The organism is Cupriavidus sp. 2TAF22 (assembly GCF_052115045.1).
Lineage (GTDB): Bacteria > Pseudomonadota > Gammaproteobacteria > Burkholderiales > Burkholderiaceae > Cupriavidus.
The window spans coordinates 37140-56043 of the sequence record NZ_JBFRFX010000037.1; the positions used below are offsets into that span (position 1 = coordinate 37140).

The window sequence follows — 18904 nt, forward strand, 5'->3', positions numbered from 1 at the left end:
GAGGGCGGGCGGCTTGCGGATCTACTGCGGGGAAGTAACCGAGACTCGTCTGCTCAGACCGCGCCGGCTGCGCGCAGGGCTTCGATCTGCGTGGGCGTGCGGCCCAGCCAGTCGAGGATCTCCTCGGTGTGCTCGCCCAGCAAGGGCGAGCGCTCCACCGTGACGGGCGAGGCCGACAGCGTGATGGGGCAGCCGAGCTGCACGTACTGGCCGCGCTCCGGGTGGTCCAGCTCGACCAGGTAGCCGCGCTCGTACATCGACTTGTCCTCGATCAGATCCTTCATCGAAAGGATCGGCCCGCACGGCACGTCGAGCTCATTGAGCGCGTCCATCACTTCGAACTTGGTACGCGTGCGCGTCCATTTCTCGATGATGGAGAAGCATTCGTCCAGGCATTTGAGGCGGGCCTCCGGCGTGGCGAACTGCGCGTGCGTGATGAGATCTTCGCGGCCGCACAGGCGCATCAGCGGCTCCCAGCCTTGCGGCTGCACGATCACGTAGACGTAATCGTTGGCGCCGCCCGGCGCGCAACGCAAGGCCGCGCCCGGCTGCCCGCCACCCGACGCATTGCCCGCGCGCGGCACGAAGTCACCGAACTCCTGGTTTGGATACTCGCGCATCGGCCCGGCGGCCAGGCGCTGCTGGTCGCGCAGCTTGACCCGGCACAGGTTGAGCACCGAATCCTGCATCGCCACTTCCACGCGCTGGCCGCGCCCCGAATGCTCGCGCTGCAGCAATGCCGCCAGGATGCCGACCACGCAGTGGATGCCGGTGCCGGAATCGCCGATCTGGGCACCGGTCACCGTCGGCGCGCCTTCCGCGGCGCCGGTGGTGCTGGCCGAACCGCCCATGCATTGCGCCACGTTCTCGTAGGCCTTGCAGTCAGCGTATGGCCCCGGCCCGAAGCCCTTGATCGAAGCGTAGATCAGGCGCGGGTTGAGCGTCTGCAGGCGGTCCCAGTCGAAGCCCGCGCGGTCCAGCACGCCGGGGCCGAAATTTTCCACCAGCACGTCGCAGCGCTGCACCAGGTCCTCCAGCAACGCCTTGCCTTCCGGCGTCTTCATATTCAGCGTCAGGCTGCGCTTGTTGGAATTGAGCATGGTGAAGTACAAGCTGTCCGCATTGGGCACATCGCGCAGCTGGCTGCGCGTGATGTCGCCGCGCCCGGGCAACTCCACCTTGATCACATCGGCCCCCAGCCACGCCATCAGCTGGGTGGCCGAAGGGCCGGCCTGCACATGCGTCATGTCCAGGATCCGCACACCGTCCAGTGCCTTGTCCATCATTGTCTCCTCGCCGCCTGGTTACTTGTACATGGTCTGGTTCTTGGTGCCCGGCGCGTACTCGCGCGGGTCCACCCAGATATTGATCACGGCGGACTTGCCGGTGCGCTGCACCGCCTCGCGCCCGCGTTGCAGCGCGCCTGCAATGGCGCTGGCCTCCCGCACTTCCTCGCCGTAGCCGCCCAGCATCTCGGCGAACTTCGAGAACGGCACGTCCGACAGCAGGTTGCCCACGTTGCCGCGCTCTTCGCCGTACTTGGCCAGCTGGCCGTAGCGGATCTGGTTCATCGCCGAGTTGTTGCCGATCACCGCCAGGTAGGGCACACCGAAGCGGTTGGCGGTCTCCATGTCGAATGCAGTCATGCCGAAGGAGCCATCGCCGTAGAAGCAGAGGATCTCCTTGCTGGGGTTGGCCAGCCCCGCGGCGATGGCGAATCCGGTGCCCACGCCGAGCGAACCGAGCGCGCCGGGATCCATCCACTGGCCGGGCCGGCGCGGGCGCACTGCCTGCGCGGAGATGGTCACCACGTCGCCACCGTCACCGATATAGACAGTGTCGTCGGACAGGAACTCGTTCAGTTCATAGGCCACGCGATAGGGATGGATCGGCGAGTTCTCCGAGCGGAACAGCGGCATCAGCTTCTCGGTAGCCACGGCCTCGGCTTCGGTCAGCTGGCCCATCCATTTCTGGCGAGCCTGGCGCTTGTCGTTCTTGATGCGCCCGCTGGCGGCCTGCAGCACTGCGCCGAGGATGGCGCCGGGGTCGCCCACCAGGCCGAGGTCGATCTCTCGGTTCTTGCCCACCGTGCGGTAGTCCATGTCGATCTGCACCAGCGTCAGCTCGCGGCTGATGCGCTTGCCGTAGCCCATGCGGAAGTCGAACGGCGTGCCCACGATGATGAGCACGTCCGCATTGGCGAAAGCCTGCGTGCGCGTGCGGTCGAAGTGGTGCGGATCGCCCGGTGGCAGCAGGCCCCGGCTGGCGCCGTTGAAATAGCCGGGGATATCCAGGCCCTTGAGCAGCGCGATCGCTTCCTCGTGGCCGCGCGCGGTCCAGACCTGCTGGCCGTAGAGGATCGCAGGACGCTCCGCGTTCACCAGGATGTCGGCCAGCCGCTCGATGTCCCTTGGGTCGCCGATCGACTTCGTGGAGGCGCGATAGTGGCCCGGCCGCGGGATCACGGCGCGCGCCAGGTCGACTTCACGGTCCAGCACGTCGCGCGGGATTTCCAGGTAGGCCGGCCCCGGCGCGCCGTTGAAGCATTCGCGCGCGGCCATGGAGATCATGTCCGCCACGCGCTCCGTGCTCGGGATGGAGGCGGCGAACTTGGTGATCGGCGCCATCATGTCCACATGGGGCAAGTCTTGCAGCGAGCCCATCTTGTGCTGCGACAAGGCGCCCTGCCCGCCGATATGGATGATCGGGCTCTCCGAGCGGAACGCCGTGGCCACGCCGGTTACGGCGTTGGTGCAGCCCGGGCCCGCGGTAGTCACCACGCAGCCCAGCTTGCCGGTCTGGCGCGCATAGCCGTCGGCGGCATGCGCGGCCACCTGTTCGTGGCGCACGTCGATGATGCGGATGCCTTCGTCCACGCAGCCGTCATAGATATCGATGATGTGGCCGCCGCACAAGGTGAAGATCGTGTCGACGCCTTCGTTCTTCAGTGCCCGCGCCACCAGGTGACCGCCGGAAATCACGCCGGCGTCGCGGGTCTTCTGCTTCAGGGTGTCTTCGGCCGTGGTGGTCTCGGGCCGCGTGGATACGACTGCAGACATGTCTTGGTCTCCTCGTTGACTTGAATGCGACTGGCTGTGACGCGGGACGCCTGCCGGCTGCGCCCTGTCACGACACCCTCTCGCCTGTTACCGCCTTGCTGCCTCTGCCTGGCCGGGCGTTGTGCTCCCGGCCTGCGATGCGCTCGATCCTTTTCGTCGGATCTTGATGACATACGGTATGTGATATATCAACGAAGCTCAAGAGAAATTTGGTGGACACACCTTCGATTTCGACGACGCGCCGCAGCATTTGGACGGCAATAGCGCACAAATGAACTGAATTGCTGAATCTACGTGGATTGATTCCGGTTTCTCACGAGCCGCGGCCCGCCAGTTTTGCCGCCCGGTTGGTTGTCGCCATCGACAGGCTTTTCCTTGTTTCTCTTTGATATATTACATACCATATTTCACAGCGCGATCGCGTCGCGAGCCAATCTCGCGCCGCGCCGGTTCGCGCCCCAACCAGAGCGAGGAGACCTGTGAACATCCACGAATATCAGGCCAAGGAACTGCTGCGGCGGTTCGACGTGGCCGTGCCGCGCGGAGCGGTTGCCTTTACCCCGGAGGAAGCCGCCAGCGCCGCGCGCAAGCTCGGCGGCTCGGTCTGGGTAGTGAAATCCCAGATCCACGCTGGCGGGCGCGGTGCCGGCCACTTCCGCAACGATCCCGGCGGCAAGGGCGGCGTGCGCGTGGTCAAGTCGGTCGACGCGGTGCGGGCGCAGGCCGGGCAGATGCTCGGCGCCGTGCTGGTCACCAGGCAGACCGGCGAAGCCGGGCGCGAGGTGCGCCGCCTGTATGTAGAAGAAGGCTGCGAAATCGCCCGCGCGCTGTACCTGGGCATGCTGATCGACCGCGCCACATCCCGCGTGACGGTGATGGCCTCCACCGAGGGTGGCATGGAGATCGAGGAAGTGGCCGAGCGCACGCCCGAGAGGATCCTCAAGGTGGCGATCGATCCGGCCGCCGGCATCCAGCCCTTCCATGCCCGCCGCCTGGCGTTTGGCCTGGGCCTGTCCGGCAAGCAGGTGAGCGCGGCCTCGCGCTTCATCCTGGCGGCCTACCGCGCCTTCGTCGAACTCGATGCCTCGGTGGTGGAGATCAACCCGCTGGTGGTCACACGTGCTGGCGACGTGATCGCGCTCGACGCCAAGTTCAACTTCGACGACAACGCGCTCTACCGCCACCCCGATATCGAGGCGCTGCGCGACGAGACCGAGGAGGACCCGGCCGAAGCCGCGGCTGCGCGCCACGAGCTGAACTACGTCAAGCTCGACGGCAATATCGGCTGCATGGTCAACGGCGCCGGGCTGGCCATGGCCACCATGGACATCATCAAGCTCTATGGCGGCGAGCCGGCCAACTTCCTCGACGTGGGCGGGGGTGCCACGCGCGAGCGCGTGACCGCAGCCTTCCGGCTGATCCTCGACGACCCCAAGGTCGAGGGCATCCTGGTCAATATCTTCGGCGGCATCATGCGCTGCGACGTGATCGCCGAAGGCGTGGTGGCAGCCGCCCGCGAGATCGACCTGACGGTGCCGCTGGTGGTGCGGCTCGAAGGCACCAATGTGGAACTGGGCAAGGCCATCCTGCATGACTCGGGCCTGCCCATCGTGTCGGCGGATCATCTCGCCGACGCGGCGGAGAAAATCGTCCAGGCCGTACAGGCCGTCCACGCCAACGGGAGGAAATGACATGGCCGTCCTGATCCATCGAGACACCAAGGTGATCTGCCAGGGCTTCACTGGCGCGCAAGGCAGCTTCCACTCCGAACAGGCGGCGGCCTATGGCACGCGCATGGTTGGCGGCGTGACACCGGGCAAGGGCGGCGAGACGCATCTCGGGCTGCCCGTGTTCGACACCGTGGCCACCGCAGTGGACCGTACCGGCGCTGACGCCTCGGTCATCTACGTGCCGCCGCCTTTCGCGGCTGACGCGATCCTCGAAGCGGTGGACGCAGGCATCGGGCTGATCGTCTGCATCACCGAAGGCATCCCGGTGATCGACATGGTGCGCGTGAAGCGCTCACTGTCGGGCTCGGGCAGCCGCCTGATCGGTCCCAACTGCCCAGGCGTGATCACGCCGGGGCAGTGCAAGATCGGCATCATGCCCGGCCATATCCACCGCGCCGGCAAGATCGGCGTGGTATCGCGCTCGGGCACCCTGACCTACGAGGCCGTCGCGCAGACCACCGCCGCCGGCCTGGGGCAGAGCACCTGCATCGGCATTGGCGGCGATCCCGTCAACGGCACGAGTTTCATCGACTGCCTGGAGATGTTCCTGGCCGACGACGACACCGAGGGCATCATCATGATCGGCGAGATCGGCGGCTCGGCCGAGGAGGAAGCCGCACGCTTCCTGCAGGATGCGCGCAGCGGTGGCCGCGTCAAGCCGGTGGTGGGGTTCATCGCGGGCACCACCGCCCCGCCCGGGCGCCGCATGGGACATGCGGGCGCGATCATCTCGGGAGGCACGGGCACGGCGCAGGCCAAGATCGACGCCATGCGCGCCGCCGGCATCCGCGTGGCGCGCTCGCCGGCCGAGCTGGGCAAGACGATGGCGCAAGCGCTGGCCAGATAGCGCGCCGCCATCTGGCGAAAGGCCGTGGGCGCGGAACGATGGATGTTCCCGCGCCCATGTCGTTCATGGCAGGCGCCCTGCGCGCCTGGCCGCCCGGGGCAAGCCCCCCGGTCTCAGTCCAGGAAGTCGCAGTTCTTCTCGACGTAATCCGCGAGGTCGAGCGAGTGCTGGCGCACGAGTTTCTCGGCCAGCTCCGTGTCGCGCTTTTCCAGCGCCTCGATGATGCGCAGGTGATCGACGATGGAGCGCGAGGCCCGGTCGCTCTGCGAGATCGTCATCTTCCGGATGGCCCGCACATGGACGAAGATATTCTTGATCGAGTCCATGATGATCTGCGACTTCGACAACTGCACGATGGCCTGGTGAAAGGCAATGTTGGCGTCGGAGTACTCCTCGATATGCTCGGCCGGCGTGCCATCGCGGAAGCTGTCGAACATGTGCCGCAGCTTGGCGATCTCCTCGTCGCTGGCATGCAGCGTGGCCAGCCGCGCGGCCATGCTTTCCAGCGCGGCCCAGACCTGGATCATCTCCACGATCTCGCGCTTCGTCTTGCGCATGATGTAGATGCCGCGCCGCGGCACGGTGCGCAGGAATCCCTCCTGCTCCAGCAGCGTCATGGCTTCGCGGATCGGGGTACGGCTCACGCCGAGCGCCTCGCTCAGGACCCGCTCGTCGAGCCRGATCTCTTCATCCGACTGATAGATGTCGGCATCGGAAATGGCCTGTCGCAGCATCGCGTAGGCCTGGTCCCGCAGGCTGGCGCCAGCATTGATGGGCTGGAGAGAGAGGGTCAGCCCGGTGGGCTGTTCAGCGGATTGGCTTTGCGCGGACATGGATAGGCTCGAATTGATACCAGCGCCCCGGCTGCCTCGCGGGGCAGCCGGCGGCTAGCCACCTAGCTTACCAAAAGCGGCCCGGCATGCGCGGAATGCATAGAAAAATGCACAATTGGCATAGATCAGGCAACATTTGGGTGGTGGTTTTGAGTATATGGTATATCACATGGTCGCCATCGCCCTCCCGCGCATCCCACACAAGCCGTCTCAGGCCGCCTGCGCCATGCGCTCGCGCTGCTTGATCAGGCCGAGCACGGTGTCGACCATCGGTGTCGGCTGACTCACCAGCCGTCCCATTTCCTGCACCACCGTGAGCAGCGGATCGATTTCCATGGCGCGCCCTGCTTCCAGGTCCTGCAGCATCGATGTCTTGTGCGCRCCCACCGCGCCCGCCCCATCGATGCGCCGCTCCACGTCGACACGGAAATGCACGCCGAAACGCTCCGCGATGCCCTGGGCTTCGAGCATCATGGCGCGTGACAAGGCGCGCGTGGCGGGGTCGGCCGTGATGACATCCAGCGTGGCATGGGTCAGCGCGCTGATCGGGTTGAAGCACAGGTTGCCCCACAGCTTGAGCCAGATCTCGTCGCGAATGTTGTCGCGCACGGGCGCCTCCAGGCCGGCGGCCACCATCATTTCGCTCAGATGCGCCACCCGCGCCGACTTGTTCCCGTCCGGCTCGCCGAGCGGGAATTTCTTGCCATAGACATGGCGGATCACGCCGGGCTCGACGATTTCCGCCGCTGGGTAAAGGACGCAGCCGATGGCACGTTCGGGCCCCAGCCCGCGCCACTGGCGAGCGCCGGGATCGACGCTCTCCAGCGTCGTGCCGGCCAGCGGGCCGCCGTGCCGATGGAAATACCAGTAGGGTATGCCGTTGACACCGGTCACCACCGCGGTCCCGGGCCCGAGCAAGGGCTGCATCAGATCGACCACGCCTGGCACCGAGTGGGCCTTGAGCGTGATGAACACGTAATCCTGCGGGCCCAGTTCGGCCGGGTCGCTGGTGCAGCGGACCCGTGCCACCCTCTCCTCGCCTTCGATCTGCAGGCGCAATCCGTCTGCCTTCATGGCTGCCAGGTGCGCACCGCGCGCCACCAGGCTCACCTCCGCCCCGGCCAGTGCAAGCTGCACCCCAAGGTATCCCCCGATCGCGCCGGCGCCATAGATACAGATTTTCATGCTGTCGTCTCCTGCTGTCTGATGGATGGATCTTTTGATATATCACATACTACATTCCACAGAGCGAGAGTCAACCTCTATCCGCATGCTTGCCCAAGCGCGATCGTCAGTGCACGGGCGATGCAGGCGTCCCGCACGGATCACACCGCCTACACTTCATCGCATCTTTGTCGCATCACCGCGGAGAATCCACGACGAGACGATGACCTGGGATCACTTGCCGATACCGTTTTCCGAACTTTCCACTTTTTGCCGCGTCTTTCATTGTTCTGCCCATTCGGTATCACTGCGCCAAGGACGACCCGCCTTCGATGATGAATCGCCGCAGCCTGCTCGTTTCCGCCACCGCTTCCGCCGCGCTCGCGGCCCTCGGGGTCACGCCCTCCGTCCTGGCTGCCGGCCGGATCAAGCTGGGCGACGCCCGCCCCTTCAGCTTCGATACCTTGATAGAACGTGCCCGCACCATGGCGGGCAAGCCATACGCCCCGCCCGCCACGGCGCCAGCGGAAATCCTTGGCAAGATCGACTACGAAGCCCACGGCAAGATCCGCTTCAAGCCCGATGACGCCCTGTTCGCGGACGGCCCGGGCCAGTTCCCGGTCACGTTCTTCCACCTCGGCACCTTCTTTCGCCAGCCGGTGCGCATGCATGTGATCGACAGCGCCAAGGGCGTGCCTGCCGCGCGCGAAATCGTCTATGACGAGTCGTATTTCGACATGCCGGCCGACAGTCCCGCGCGCAAGCTGCCGCGCGGCAGTGGCTTTGCCGGCTTCCGGCTCCAGGAAAGCCGCCTCGGCGACCAGAAGAAGYTGGACTGGAAAAAGAACGACTGGGTGGCATTCCTGGGCGCTTCGTACTTCCGTGCCATTGGCGAGCTTTACCAGTACGGCCTGTCCGCGCGCGGCATCGCCATCGACGTGGCGGAGACCGGCAAGCCGGAGGAATTCCCCGGCTTTACGCATTTTTTCTTCGAGCCGCCGTCAGGCAATGCGGACACCGCGACGGTATACGCCCTGCTCGACGGGCCCAGCGTGTGCGGCGCCTACCGCTTCGCCATGCAGCGCGGCAAAGGCGTACTGATGGATATCGACTGCGCGCTGTTCCTGCGCAAGGACGTGGCACGACTTGGCCTGACCCCGCTGACCTCCATGTGCTGGTTTACCGAAGCCAGCAAGGGCACCGCCGTGGACTGGCGCCCCGAGGTGCACGACTCCGATGGCCTGGCGATCTGGAACGGCGCCGGCGAGCATATCTGGCGCCCGCTCAACAATCCGCCGCGCACCATGGCGTCTAGCTTCGGCGACGACAACCCGCGCGGGTTCGGCCTGCTGCAGCGCGACCGCAATTTCGACCACTACCAGGACGGCGTGCACTACGAGCGGCGCCCCAGCCTGTGGGTGGAGCCGCGCGACGGCTGGGGGGCGGGCGCCGTACAACTGATCGAGATCCCCACCGACGATGAGATCCACGACAATATCGTCGCCATGTGGGTGCCCAAGGCACCCGCCAGGGCCGGCAGCGATTTCCGCCTGCGCTACCGCCTGCACTGGCTGGCGGACGAGCCCTACCCCAGCCCGCTAGCGCGCTGCGTGGCCACCCGGCTGGGCAACGGCGGCCAGCCCGGCCAGCCGCGCCCGCAAGGCGTGCGCAAGTTCATGGTGGAGTTCAAGGGCGGCCCGCTCGATAAGCTGCCGTTCGGCACCAAGCCCGAAGCGGTACTGAGCAGCTCGCGCGGGACCTTCTCCTACGTGTTTGCGGAAGCGGTGCCCAATGGCGTGGCCGGGCACTGGCGCGCCCAGTTCGACCTCACCGCCGAAGGCAAGGATCCGGTCGACGTGCGCTTGTTCCTGCGGCTGGACGGCAAACCCTTATCGGAAACCTGGCTTTACCAGTACCACCCGTTCAACTCGCCGGCCGGCTCCGGCGCCTGAGCGCGCGAGCGGTACGCGGTAGCCGGTATTGGCCTGTCGTGATGTAGCGCGCACCGGAGCAGGTATCATGGCGACGGCCCGGCAACCGGGAGTTTACGCGCGTGCCAGGCTGTCTCATGACGACGAACCGTACCGGCCATGGCCGGTCACCGCCTTTTCTGCGTAACTTCCGGGCCTTTTCCGGGCCTTTTCCGGGCCTTTATCCACGCCTTTTCCGGGCCTTTTCCGACTCTCTTCTGCGCCTCTTCCGCTTTCCCTGCCGAGATGATTCCCGCTAACCCCGCCGACGCCGCCGCCCCCAGCCCAGACGATTCGCTGCCCCGTGCCGAGCGGGCCTACCAGCACCTGCGCAACGCCATCCAGGCCGGGCAACTGCCCTCCGGTACGCGGCTGCGGGAGGTGGAACTGGCCGCCACGCTCGGGCTGTCGCGCACTCCGGTGCGCGAAGCGTTGTCGCGACTGGAGTCGGAAGGGCTGGTCGTCAACGAGCCCAACCGCGGCATGATGGTGACGCGGCTCGACGCCAGCATGGTGAGCGAGTTGTACGTCATGCGCGAAGTGCTCGAAGGCACTGCCGCAGCGCTGGCGGCGCGCCACGCCACCGACGTGGAAATCTCGCTGCTGCGCGACATCGTGCAGCGCGATCTCGCCATCGCCGAGAACCCCGACAAGCTCGCTGCCAACAACCGGCTCTTCCACGAGACACTGCACCGTTGCGCGCACAACCGCTACCTGCTCAAGACCCTGCGCTCCCTGCACGAATCGATGGCCCTGCTGGGCCGCACCACGCTGGCCTTGCCCGGGCGGGCACAGGTTTCCTACCAGGACCACATCGCACTGGTGGACGCGCTCGAGCAGCGCAATCCCGCGCAGGCCGAGCAGATCATGCGTCGCCATATCCAGCAGGCATACAAGGCACGGCTATCGATGTGGATCGACGAGCAGGCCTGACGTCCAGGTCGCCGCTGCCGCGCGTGCATGGCGCCAGGCGCCAAGGCTGAGCAGCGCGAGCGCGGCCGGGCTCAGTGCAAGAACGCGCGGTGGCGAGCCCCGGCGCAGATCAGCCAGCTTCGGTGCCGGAATCCGCGGGACATAAAAAAACCGGCCAAAAAGCGCTGCGCTCCGGTGGAGCGACGCGTTGGCCGGTCTTGCCGCGCGGAGCACCCGCGCCGGGTCTGACGATGCCGATGCCCGCGCTCGCAACAATTCGTGCAATGGCACGAAGGCGAGCCGCAGCCGCATGGCCGTCAAACCAAGACTGCAAACAATCTTCAGACTATCGACTAGACAGCTACTACAAACAACAGCAAACAACAGACTTCAAATAGCTTCAAACGAACTGCAAATCACTGACTTCAGCAACACACGCTTGATTCTTGATGACGGTTGCCACCGCTGCGATCAGCCGTTCGCGTAGGTGATCTTGGCGCGGCGAGCCTGGCTTTGCAGACGGCCAAAGACACGCTGAACAGCGGCAACAGCGCTCTTCACGTCGTCGATGAAGGCCGGGCTACGGGGGCCCAGTTCACGGTCGATCAGTTCGCGTTCCAGTTGGTCGGTCATCTTGATATCGGATTGGGTGTTCATGGCTTGCTCCTTAGGTGATAACCCGCATCGGGTTTTCCCTAATTGTAGCAAAATAAATGCGGCAGAGCAGCAATAGGTGATAGTACGTATGCCGTGGCGCAACGTGGGGTGACGACTTAACCATAACGTTGCCGATTTGCAACGATTAGATCGGCAACGACATGCTTGATCCCCCCCAGCATTAAAGTTGACCATAAAGCATATTTTGGTCGGAGCCCGCGAGGTGGATCAACGCGATCCGCAGCCATTCGCCGATGCACGTCTTGTTTGCGCTTTTCGACAATGGCGCTCCAGCAATCAGGGAAAGTTGCTGCGAAGCTACTTGGTGAGATGCGARGCAACTCACCGAAATCGTTACCCGATAGAGAGGTAGTCGACAAAATTCGGAGGCCGTATTCCAGGACGCGAATCGCTGGCAGCCGTGCAAACATTTCGCCGTCGAAGAGCACGGCACAGACTCCGGTCCACTTGCGGTAGGCGATAAATTGCACTTCCTGGCCGACGAGAAATTCGGTACGCGGTGTACGTGTGTTCAGCATCTTGACGAAGCGACCGCGAGGAACGGCGGTGTCCGTATGCCATTTCCCGAGAGCCGGCAGGCGCGCTCTTGCCCCCGCTTTCACCGTACCAGCGTACCTCGCCGTAGTTCAGGCGTGCGACAAGCCTTCCCGCGCGCCTCGGCAGGCTGCTCGCCTGTCTGCCCCTCATTGCAACGATGCCCCAGAGTCACAGGACCTGCCACGACTGGAATCGGCGATGCCAGATGTCGTCCCACGCTTGCTCATGTGCTGCCAGACGCTGTGATCGAAGTGGGCGCGGTCGATGCCAAGGATGTCGGCCGCGACATTGATCACGGCTTGGTCAGAATAACCACTCGGGATCAGTCCGGCCAACCAGAGAAAGTTGCGAAGATGTCGGTCAATTGCACTGGCGGATAGATATTGTCCCGAAACTCGCCGGGAGCGCCAAATTGAACGGGGGCACTGCAGCTGGGCCAACGAGACGCGGTGGCACCACCGATGTGCTCTACATTCCCGGCCCAAACGCAGAGGTTTTCAGCACGCCTCGATAAACAGCAGCATCCCACATTATCGAGGTGGGATGCTTCTTCCTTGACTGATGGAAAGATCCCCCCTTCTCCATGGTCCAGATGCCGAACCGCCGTCTTGCACTGAATGTTCAGCGTGGAACATTACAGCACTCCACAGATTGCTTACCACCCTCCTGAACCTGCATAAACCCACCCAACGTAGGGTGAAAATCAAGGACAGGATGCCGTTCTAAGGATGAAGTTCGTCATTGAGGCTGTTGCATAAGCATGCTCAGCATCGAGAAGGCCAAGGCATCAACTCCCATGGATTAAGACGTGATGTTTGTGCCACTTTTCGAGAAAAATTCACTCTCGGACGAATATCGGGAAATACAAAGTTCTTCACAAAAAACACTAAACATCATCATGGTCATTCGCAGTCGCTTCTCTAAGACGGTTGTTGCCGCCTCGCTTCTGTTTCCCCTCGCCGCCCCTTTCAGCCATGCACAGGAATCCGCTAACGCGGACCTTGATTCCTGCGTTACACAGGAACAGACAATTCTGACGGCCAAGGGCGCCGGCATGGGCATCGTCGCCGGGCTCGGCGCAGCGCTCTTTGGCAAAAACAAGGATGACAGCATCAAGAAGGCCGCCATTGGCGCAGCCGTAGGTGGCGCCTTGGGGGCGGCCGCCGGCTTTGCCACGGCGTACTACACGGCCATCGACACGTGCTACAAGAAGAATCCGAGCTGGATCCCGGAATCGAAGATTGAACGTACCAAGGGGTACCAGCAGGTCAAGAAGGATATCAAGTACAACCCGAAGGAAGGCGACAAGACGTTGGTCTCCAAGATCGACATGCCGACCACCGCGAAAGCCGGCGACAAGATCGATCTGGCAACCACGTTCATCGCGATGACTAAGAACGGTTCCGAAGCCCCAGTAAAGGTAGAACGTAAGCTCTTTGTGATCGATGATGGAAAGGAATCGATCTTGCCGTTCCCTGGCCAAACCGCTGAGGATCGCACCGTAGAGGCTGGCCAGAACGTTGACACATCGCGCCTGCCGATTCCTTCGGAAGCCAAGAGTGGCAGCAAATACCGTTACGAGTTTGCGGTGAGCATGGCTGGCAAGCCTGCGGCGGTTGCCTCGCAGACCGTTACGATTCTGTAATTCGAGATAGTGGGGTGGGCTGCTTCGGGCAGCCCGGCTGCGCTCACGCGTCGGCTGCATCCCTGCCCCAAAGATCATGCGCACGACATCATTGCACTGCAGCCTCGTACTCCTGGGTGCGCTATTACTTGGCGGCTGTGCCGCCAGCCAGCTTCATGGCTTCCAAAACGCCTACCAGGGCTACAACGTCCCCGAGCCACTAGTTGCAACCGTCCGCTATGAACTAAAACGGCACGGTTTGCCGAATGCGCAAGTTACACGCGACAGCGTAGGCCGGATCCGCCTGGTGGGCAACTACCAGGATGAGGATGAAGTCGACCGCGCATTCTTCATCGTCCAATCAATTGTCGGCATCAAGTCGACCTCACCGTTCTATCCGGAGAGCATCAAGGAGAAGCGCTGGGAAGTTCAGGCAGGACAGGCGCTTGCCGCCCATGCGAGGGCGGTACGCGATCGACCCGCACCACCTGCTAAGCGGGCCTTGATCATTGGTATCAATACCTTCCGTGACAAGCGCGTGCCCGACATCTTGGGTGAAGACGATGCACGACGCGTGAAAATGGAGGCGGAGAAAGCGAACTACCGCACCACAGCCCTGCTCGGCCCGCAAGCCACCAAGGCCAACATCGAAGCCATTCTGAAACGTTTTAAAGACGAGGTGGGACCGAACGATACCGTACTCATCTATGTGTCCAGCCACGGGGCCATGCCCGTACCGTCTCCCCGTGTGCGGGACGCGCGAAAGATGTCGATCATCGCTTATGACTCGGGGGATCCACGGGTCCCTGACCGTGACTTTGCGATCAGTGTATTCGACAGCTCGGTACCCGACCTCAAGTTGCAAGAGTTAGCACAGACGCCGAGCAGACAGACCCGCCTGATCATCGATACGTGCTACAGCGGCGAGATTCTGAGGGGTATCCCGGATGAGTCCAGACGCTACATCCTTGCGGCCAACGGCGGTGTACCTGAGCGCGCCGGCATTTCGATGGCGGCATGGACCGGCCAAGCGTACGAGGCCAAGGGTATCCGCTTTACGGAAGATGGCGCAGGTAGCACGCAGAACGTTCGTACCACCCAGACCACGCCAATGGATCTTAGCCGATACACGATTATCACGGCCACGAGCGATGGCGAGCAGTCGTGGGGCCCGTCCGCAGGCGGCACCTTCGAAAGTCCAGTCACCCCTGGCAAGCGCCTGCAGGGTTCGTTCTTCACGCAAGCTTTCTTTGAGTACCTTGCAAAGTTCAATGGACATATCGAACCGGCCTTCGTGGAAGCCCGCAAGTTCACTGTGCAAAAGGTGGCGAGCATTCCGCCCGTCTCGGGCTACAAAGGCCCAGTCCCTATCCCACAGGTACCTCGGCTAAACCCGTCCTTGGCTGCCGGCGACAAGAGCAGCATCTATGAATAGGGGGAATCGCCCAATCGCGTGCCGCCCCATTTTTTGTCCGATCAACGCATTTCTGGATATCAAGAGCTGACCATGCGACTTCAATTCGCTGCCCTGCCCCTGCTGCTCGCGGCCTGCGGCGTCACCTGCGCGCAGGAAAGCTATAGCGCAAAATCCCTGTTCTTCGGCGAGGACAACGACGTCGTCGCGGTGTCCACGAGCAAGCCGGCCAATGCAACCACAGCGGTAGCTGCCGCCCCCGCCTCTGCCCAGAAGGCGACTCCGATCAAGGTGGCCAGCAAGAAACCAGCCAACCAAAGCATCGGCGCCAGCTATTTCATCCGCCTCAAGAACCCCGACGGCAGCACCCGCGATGTCCTGGCGAGCCGCAAGTTCCAGAGTGGTGACCGCTTTCAGCTTGGTGTCAAGGTGAACAAGCCTTCCTACATCTTCGTTTTCAATGAGGATGCCAACGGCAAGATCACGCAGATCTACCCGCAGCCGGGCCACAACAACTACATCAATGCCATGGGCGTAGTGTTCCTGCCCGGCCAGGGTGCCTTCGAATTCGATCGCAAGCCTGGTACTGAGCATTTGCTGGTCTATGTGTCGCAACAGCCCGTGCCCTCCAACATGCCGGATCGCATCCGCTCGATGCAGCCCGATGTCGTGACCACGACGTACGCCGCGTCCACCGGTGCGCCGGCGGCCCAGTGCAATACTCCAGCGGCCACGCCCGTAGTGGACGCCGCACCTCAGCGATTTGAGGCCGCCAACGAACAGGCACTTTACGCATCGAAGGCCATCACGTTTACCGACGACGCTGCCTGCGGCAAGGCGGATGCCGGCGCACTCTACGCGTCAAAGGCCATCGTTTTCAGCGACGACGCCGATGCGGGCGGCATGCAGGCCGCGTCCTATGTCGTCAAGAAGGCCACCACTCCAGATGCCAGCCTGTTCCTGAAGATTAGGCTGGTGCACGAATAAGCGAACACCCACGACCCATGATGCCAGGGAGCAGCCTACTAGAGGCGCGTTTCCCCGCGTCGCAACCGTGATAAAGGAATTCATGAGCAATAACCACCTCATCGTCGGCCTTGGTGGCACCGGCGGGAAGATTATCCGTCATCTGCGTAAGACCATCGAGCGCAGCAAGGATGCCCAGGGCAACAGCCCGTCTGAAGCGCGCTTCGAATACCTCTATGTGGATACGTCGGACGACGAGATCAATAAGAAGGAGGAATGGAAGGTCCTTGGCAAAGAAATCGACCTCGATCGCAGCCAGTACCTTATCAACACGGCCAGCAATGTCCGTCCCGTGCTCAGCGATCCCGAGTCCTTCCCTGGCCTGAAGGACTGGATCGAGCCGCGCGATGTGTTCGACTTCGTCAATGCCACCACGGCCGGTGCCGCGCAACGCCGCAAGCTGGGCCGCGTGGTGTTCGCGCAAAACGCCTCGCGCTTCGTCAAGGCTGTGGAAGATCGCCTGCAGGTACTGGAATCGGCGCCTGGCAGCAGGAAAGGGGCCGTGATTCATATCGTTTGCGGCTTGGCTGGCGGCACCGGCAGCGGCTCGTTGGTGGATGCCGTCGCCCAGATCCGCCACAAGTGCGCCGACCACGATCTGTATCGCGTTATCGTCTACGCCGTACTGCCCGAGAAGCATTCCCGCCGCGTGAAGGACGTGGCTGGCGTGTCGACGTACTATGCGAATGGCTATGCCGCGCTGACCGAACTCAATGCATTGGCCGTGGGCAAGTACAAGCCGGTCAACCTGCTAGACGGCTCGCGCCTGAATCACGATATCTATTTCAACGGCTGCTACCTTGTCAATAACATCAACGAGCACAATGTGCAGTTCGATGTAGACGTGGAAGTGCCTCGCCTTGTCGCCGAATTCATTTTCCAGAAGACGATGAATAAGGAGTGGGAAGGCCTGGGTCGCGCCGAGAAGGGCGAAAACGACATCAAGAGCTTCGAAAGCGACGAGAACATCGGCAAAGCGCGCGCCAAGCTGTTCATGTCGTTTGGCATTAAGCGCGTGGTGGTGCCGGAACAGGAGATCAAGGAATTCCTGGCGTACGGCTTTGCGGAACAGGCCACGCGTCAGCTCATGTACAACAATTTCCGCCAGGGCGACGGGTACGCCGACGAGGCCGTGGAAAAAGACTGGGGCTCCGAGGCTCGCAAGCCCGACACATTGCAGTCGTTTCTGCTGACCGACGCGCACCTGATGCTCGACACCGGCATCCTCGAAGACGACGCCAAGAACACCGCGTGGAAGCCGCCGCGCGAGTACTGGAAACAGATCATCAGCTTGCAGGTGCCGGATATCCGTGCCGACAAGAACATCGAGGAAGCCAACTGGCTACTGGTGCTAAACGGCCGCCTCTCGAAGGTCTTCGACGAGACGTATCGCACCATGGGCGGCGTGCGGAAATTCTTCGAGATCAAGGGGAACGCCCGACTCGAGATGGCCCGCCATGTCAGCCGGCACATCGAAAAGGACCTGTTCGCGCGCTGGAAGGCGGGCAACGCGTCGCTGTTCCAGCTTCGCCAGTTCATGGACGCGCTGATCGCCATGCTGGACGAGCGCCTCGCACTACTGTCCGCACGCGTCGCCAAGCTGCCCAACGAGCTGGAAGCCCTCCAGGCCCGGTACAAGGAACTGGAGAACAAGTTCAATAACGTTGGCATCTTCGCCAAGGCGCTGACTGACAAGCGCGGCGGCCTTTTTGCCGATATCGGCGCATTGCTGCAGGATCAATACACGCTGAATACCAACCAGCAGGGGCTGAAATTTGCGTGCAGCCTGATCCCATTCGTCAAGGACCAGCTCGTTTCGCTGCGGGGCACCATCGACGGCCTGCACCAGAATCTGGTAGTTGCCACTGACAAGGTGTCCAAGGAAAGGGCCAGCCGCCTGAAGGCTGCCGATGCCGTCTACCAGAAGCGCATCTTCGACGAGACCGCCATTGCCAACGTAATGAAGGCACTTATCATCGACGAAGCGGCCCAGATGGCGCGCACGCAACGGGTACGTCAGTCGATCATCGACCTGGCCGGCACGGATGTGGACAGCTTCGACGTGCTGCTGCAGAGCACGTCGCTGGGAAGCATCATTTCCACGCTGTCGCAGGAGTCCGCGCAGATCGTCGAACTGGCGCATGCCGAGATCGCCCGTCAGATGCCGCCGGTACTGCACGTGAACATTGTGGAGCGCCTGCAGAAGCGTTACGACGCCAATGACTCGGGCCTCAAGGAATTCGTTTCGCAGTTGTATGAGGAAGCTGGCACGACGCTCGTCTACAACAAGACCGAAGTCGATCGCGTAGTCGCCAACAATGTTGGGGGCAGCCAGGGGCGCGCGCAGACTATTGGCGTGTTCCTGCCGGAATGCGAGGGTCAGAAGGAATTCCGTAGCAAGCTGGCCGGGCTGTTCGAGTCGCAGAAGGACCCGGCATCCGACACCAAGGTGGCCGTGGGGAACCTGTCGAACCAGATTGTGATCATGAAGGTGTCGTCGCTGATGCCGGCGCGCTTCGTCGAGTCCCTGACCGAGTTCAAGCGCCACTACGACGGCCTGTTGGCCGACAGCCGCGAAGCCGTACTACTTCATGGCGAAGGCAATGGCGCCAAACTGCCGCCGCTCTTCGCACGATCGACAGCCGAGATCCGGGCCGAATCCCGCCGCAAACCGTACATCCTGCTGGCGCACTTGCTCGGCATGGTCAAGGAACGTCAGAACCGGACAACGGGCCTGATGGAATGGGTGTTCTCGTACTTCGCCGGAGACCTGCCGAAGGTGCATGTGCTGCAAGGCAAGACGTGGCACGACGTGCTGCAAGCCGAGCAACCGGCCGAGGCCCAGGCCGCCATCGAGAAGGAAGTGGCTAAGCGTCTCGATGCCGAGTACAAGCACATCGACAAGAAGACCGAGCTGCGCAAGGCGTACCAGCAGATGGTGCTAACACGTTACGAGGAAGTCGACCATGACGAACAGGATCTTCAACTGGTGGCGCTTGGCGCCATGCGGGAACCCATGTTCGAAATTGCCGGCCTACCGTTGAACGACTAACGCCTTACATCGTCGGCCGGTGTCGATCCCTGTCGTCGGCCCGGCCGATGTTCATCCG

14 protein-coding genes are annotated in these 18904 nt (G+C 62.9%); 8 read left to right on the forward strand and 6 right to left on the reverse strand.

All coding sequences use genetic code 11. From position 1 onward, the window contains the following. Positions 1-53: 53 nt before the first annotated feature. Positions 54-1286, reverse strand: a complete 1233-nt coding sequence (gene frc, locus AB4Z48_RS31775) for a formyl-CoA transferase (protein ID WP_441621394.1) — start codon at positions 1284-1286, stop codon at positions 54-56. A gap of 18 nt (positions 1287-1304) precedes the next feature. Then, positions 1305-3059, reverse strand: a complete 1755-nt coding sequence (locus AB4Z48_RS31780; protein ID WP_441621396.1) for a thiamine pyrophosphate-binding protein — start codon at positions 3057-3059, stop codon at positions 1305-1307. A gap of 479 nt (positions 3060-3538) precedes the next feature. Between AB4Z48_RS31780 and sucC the strand changes: the two genes are divergently transcribed. Next, on the forward strand, positions 3539-4750 hold the full coding sequence (gene sucC / locus AB4Z48_RS31785; protein ID WP_441621398.1) for an ADP-forming succinate--CoA ligase subunit beta: 1212 nt from the start codon (positions 3539-3541) through the stop codon (positions 4748-4750). A gap of 1 nt (position 4751) precedes the next feature. Beyond that, on the forward strand, positions 4752-5636 hold the full coding sequence (gene sucD, locus AB4Z48_RS31790) for a succinate--CoA ligase subunit alpha (RefSeq protein ID WP_441621400.1): 885 nt from the start codon (positions 4752-4754) through the stop codon (positions 5634-5636). Between the two features lie 113 nt (positions 5637-5749). Here sucD and AB4Z48_RS31795 read toward each other — a convergent pair whose 3' ends face one another. Together AB4Z48_RS31795 and AB4Z48_RS31800 are read right to left on the reverse strand one after the other, a co-directional pair. Then, positions 5750-6469 carry a GntR family transcriptional regulator gene (locus AB4Z48_RS31795; RefSeq protein WP_441621402.1) on the reverse strand — a complete coding sequence of 240 codons (720 nt, stop codon included), beginning with the start codon at positions 6467-6469 and terminating at the stop codon, positions 5750-5752. Between the two features lie 210 nt (positions 6470-6679). After that, entirely contained in the window at positions 6680-7654 is a 975-nt protein-coding gene (locus AB4Z48_RS31800) for a 2-dehydropantoate 2-reductase (RefSeq protein WP_441621404.1), read from the reverse strand. 311 nt (positions 7655-7965) lie between these two features. On the opposite strand from AB4Z48_RS31800, the gene AB4Z48_RS31805 reads away from it, so the two are divergent. Together AB4Z48_RS31805 and AB4Z48_RS31810 are read left to right on the forward strand one after the other, a co-directional pair. Further along, on the forward strand, positions 7966-9585 hold the full coding sequence (locus AB4Z48_RS31805) for a glucan biosynthesis protein (RefSeq protein WP_441621406.1): 1620 nt from the start codon (positions 7966-7968) through the stop codon (positions 9583-9585). 264 nt (positions 9586-9849) lie between these two features. Beyond that, positions 9850-10536 carry a GntR family transcriptional regulator gene (locus AB4Z48_RS31810; RefSeq protein ID WP_441621408.1) on the forward strand — a complete coding sequence of 229 codons (687 nt, stop codon included), beginning with the start codon at positions 9850-9852 and terminating at the stop codon, positions 10534-10536. A gap of 450 nt (positions 10537-10986) precedes the next feature. On the opposite strand, the gene AB4Z48_RS31815 is transcribed toward AB4Z48_RS31810, so the two are convergent. Together AB4Z48_RS31815 and AB4Z48_RS31820 are read right to left on the reverse strand one after the other, a co-directional pair. Next, the gene (locus AB4Z48_RS31815; protein WP_441621410.1) at positions 10987-11172 is read right to left on the reverse strand and encodes a hypothetical protein; all 186 of its coding nucleotides are present in this window, start codon (positions 11170-11172) and stop codon (positions 10987-10989) included. Between the two features lie 116 nt (positions 11173-11288). Further along, on the reverse strand, positions 11289-11711 hold the full coding sequence (locus AB4Z48_RS31820; protein ID WP_441621412.1) for a hypothetical protein: 423 nt from the start codon (positions 11709-11711) through the stop codon (positions 11289-11291). A gap of 827 nt (positions 11712-12538) precedes the next feature. Between AB4Z48_RS31820 and AB4Z48_RS31825 the strand changes: the two genes are divergently transcribed. From AB4Z48_RS31825 to AB4Z48_RS31840, 4 genes are all read left to right on the forward strand, one after another. Beyond that, complete coding sequence (locus tag AB4Z48_RS31825; protein WP_441621414.1) at positions 12539-13375, forward strand: hypothetical protein; 837 nt, start codon at positions 12539-12541, stop codon at positions 13373-13375. Between the two features lie 76 nt (positions 13376-13451). Then, positions 13452-14789, forward strand: a complete 1338-nt coding sequence (locus tag AB4Z48_RS31830) for a caspase family protein (protein ID WP_441621416.1) — start codon at positions 13452-13454, stop codon at positions 14787-14789. A gap of 72 nt (positions 14790-14861) precedes the next feature. Next, complete coding sequence (locus AB4Z48_RS31835; RefSeq protein ID WP_441621418.1) at positions 14862-15755, forward strand: DUF4384 domain-containing protein; 894 nt, start codon at positions 14862-14864, stop codon at positions 15753-15755. 82 nt (positions 15756-15837) lie between these two features. Beyond that, positions 15838-18846 carry a tubulin-like doman-containing protein gene (locus AB4Z48_RS31840; protein ID WP_441621419.1) on the forward strand — a complete coding sequence of 1003 codons (3009 nt, stop codon included), beginning with the start codon at positions 15838-15840 and terminating at the stop codon, positions 18844-18846. Positions 18847-18904 lie beyond the last annotated feature (58 nt).

Excerpts from the sequence above, each read along its gene's own strand:
- frc (WP_441621394.1), bottom strand. The coding sequence starts at position 1,286 with ATGATGGACAAGGCACTGGACGGTGTGCGGATCCTGGACATGACGCAT.
- AB4Z48_RS31780 (WP_441621396.1), bottom strand. The coding sequence starts at position 3,059 with ATGTCTGCAGTCGTATCCACGCGGCCCGAGACCACCACGGCCGAAGAC.
- sucD (WP_441621400.1), top strand. The coding sequence starts at position 4,752 with ATGGCCGTCCTGATCCATCGAGACACCAAGGTGATCTGCCAGGGCTTC.
- AB4Z48_RS31810 (WP_441621408.1), top strand. The coding sequence starts at position 9,850 with ATGATTCCCGCTAACCCCGCCGACGCCGCCGCCCCCAGCCCAGACGAT.
- AB4Z48_RS31815 (WP_441621410.1), bottom strand. The coding sequence starts at position 11,172 with ATGAACACCCAATCCGATATCAAGATGACCGACCAACTGGAACGCGAA.
- AB4Z48_RS31830 (WP_441621416.1), top strand. The coding sequence starts at position 13,452 with ATGCGCACGACATCATTGCACTGCAGCCTCGTACTCCTGGGTGCGCTA.
- AB4Z48_RS31835 (WP_441621418.1), top strand. The coding sequence starts at position 14,862 with ATGCGACTTCAATTCGCTGCCCTGCCCCTGCTGCTCGCGGCCTGCGGC.
- AB4Z48_RS31840 (WP_441621419.1), top strand. The coding sequence starts at position 15,838 with ATGAGCAATAACCACCTCATCGTCGGCCTTGGTGGCACCGGCGGGAAG.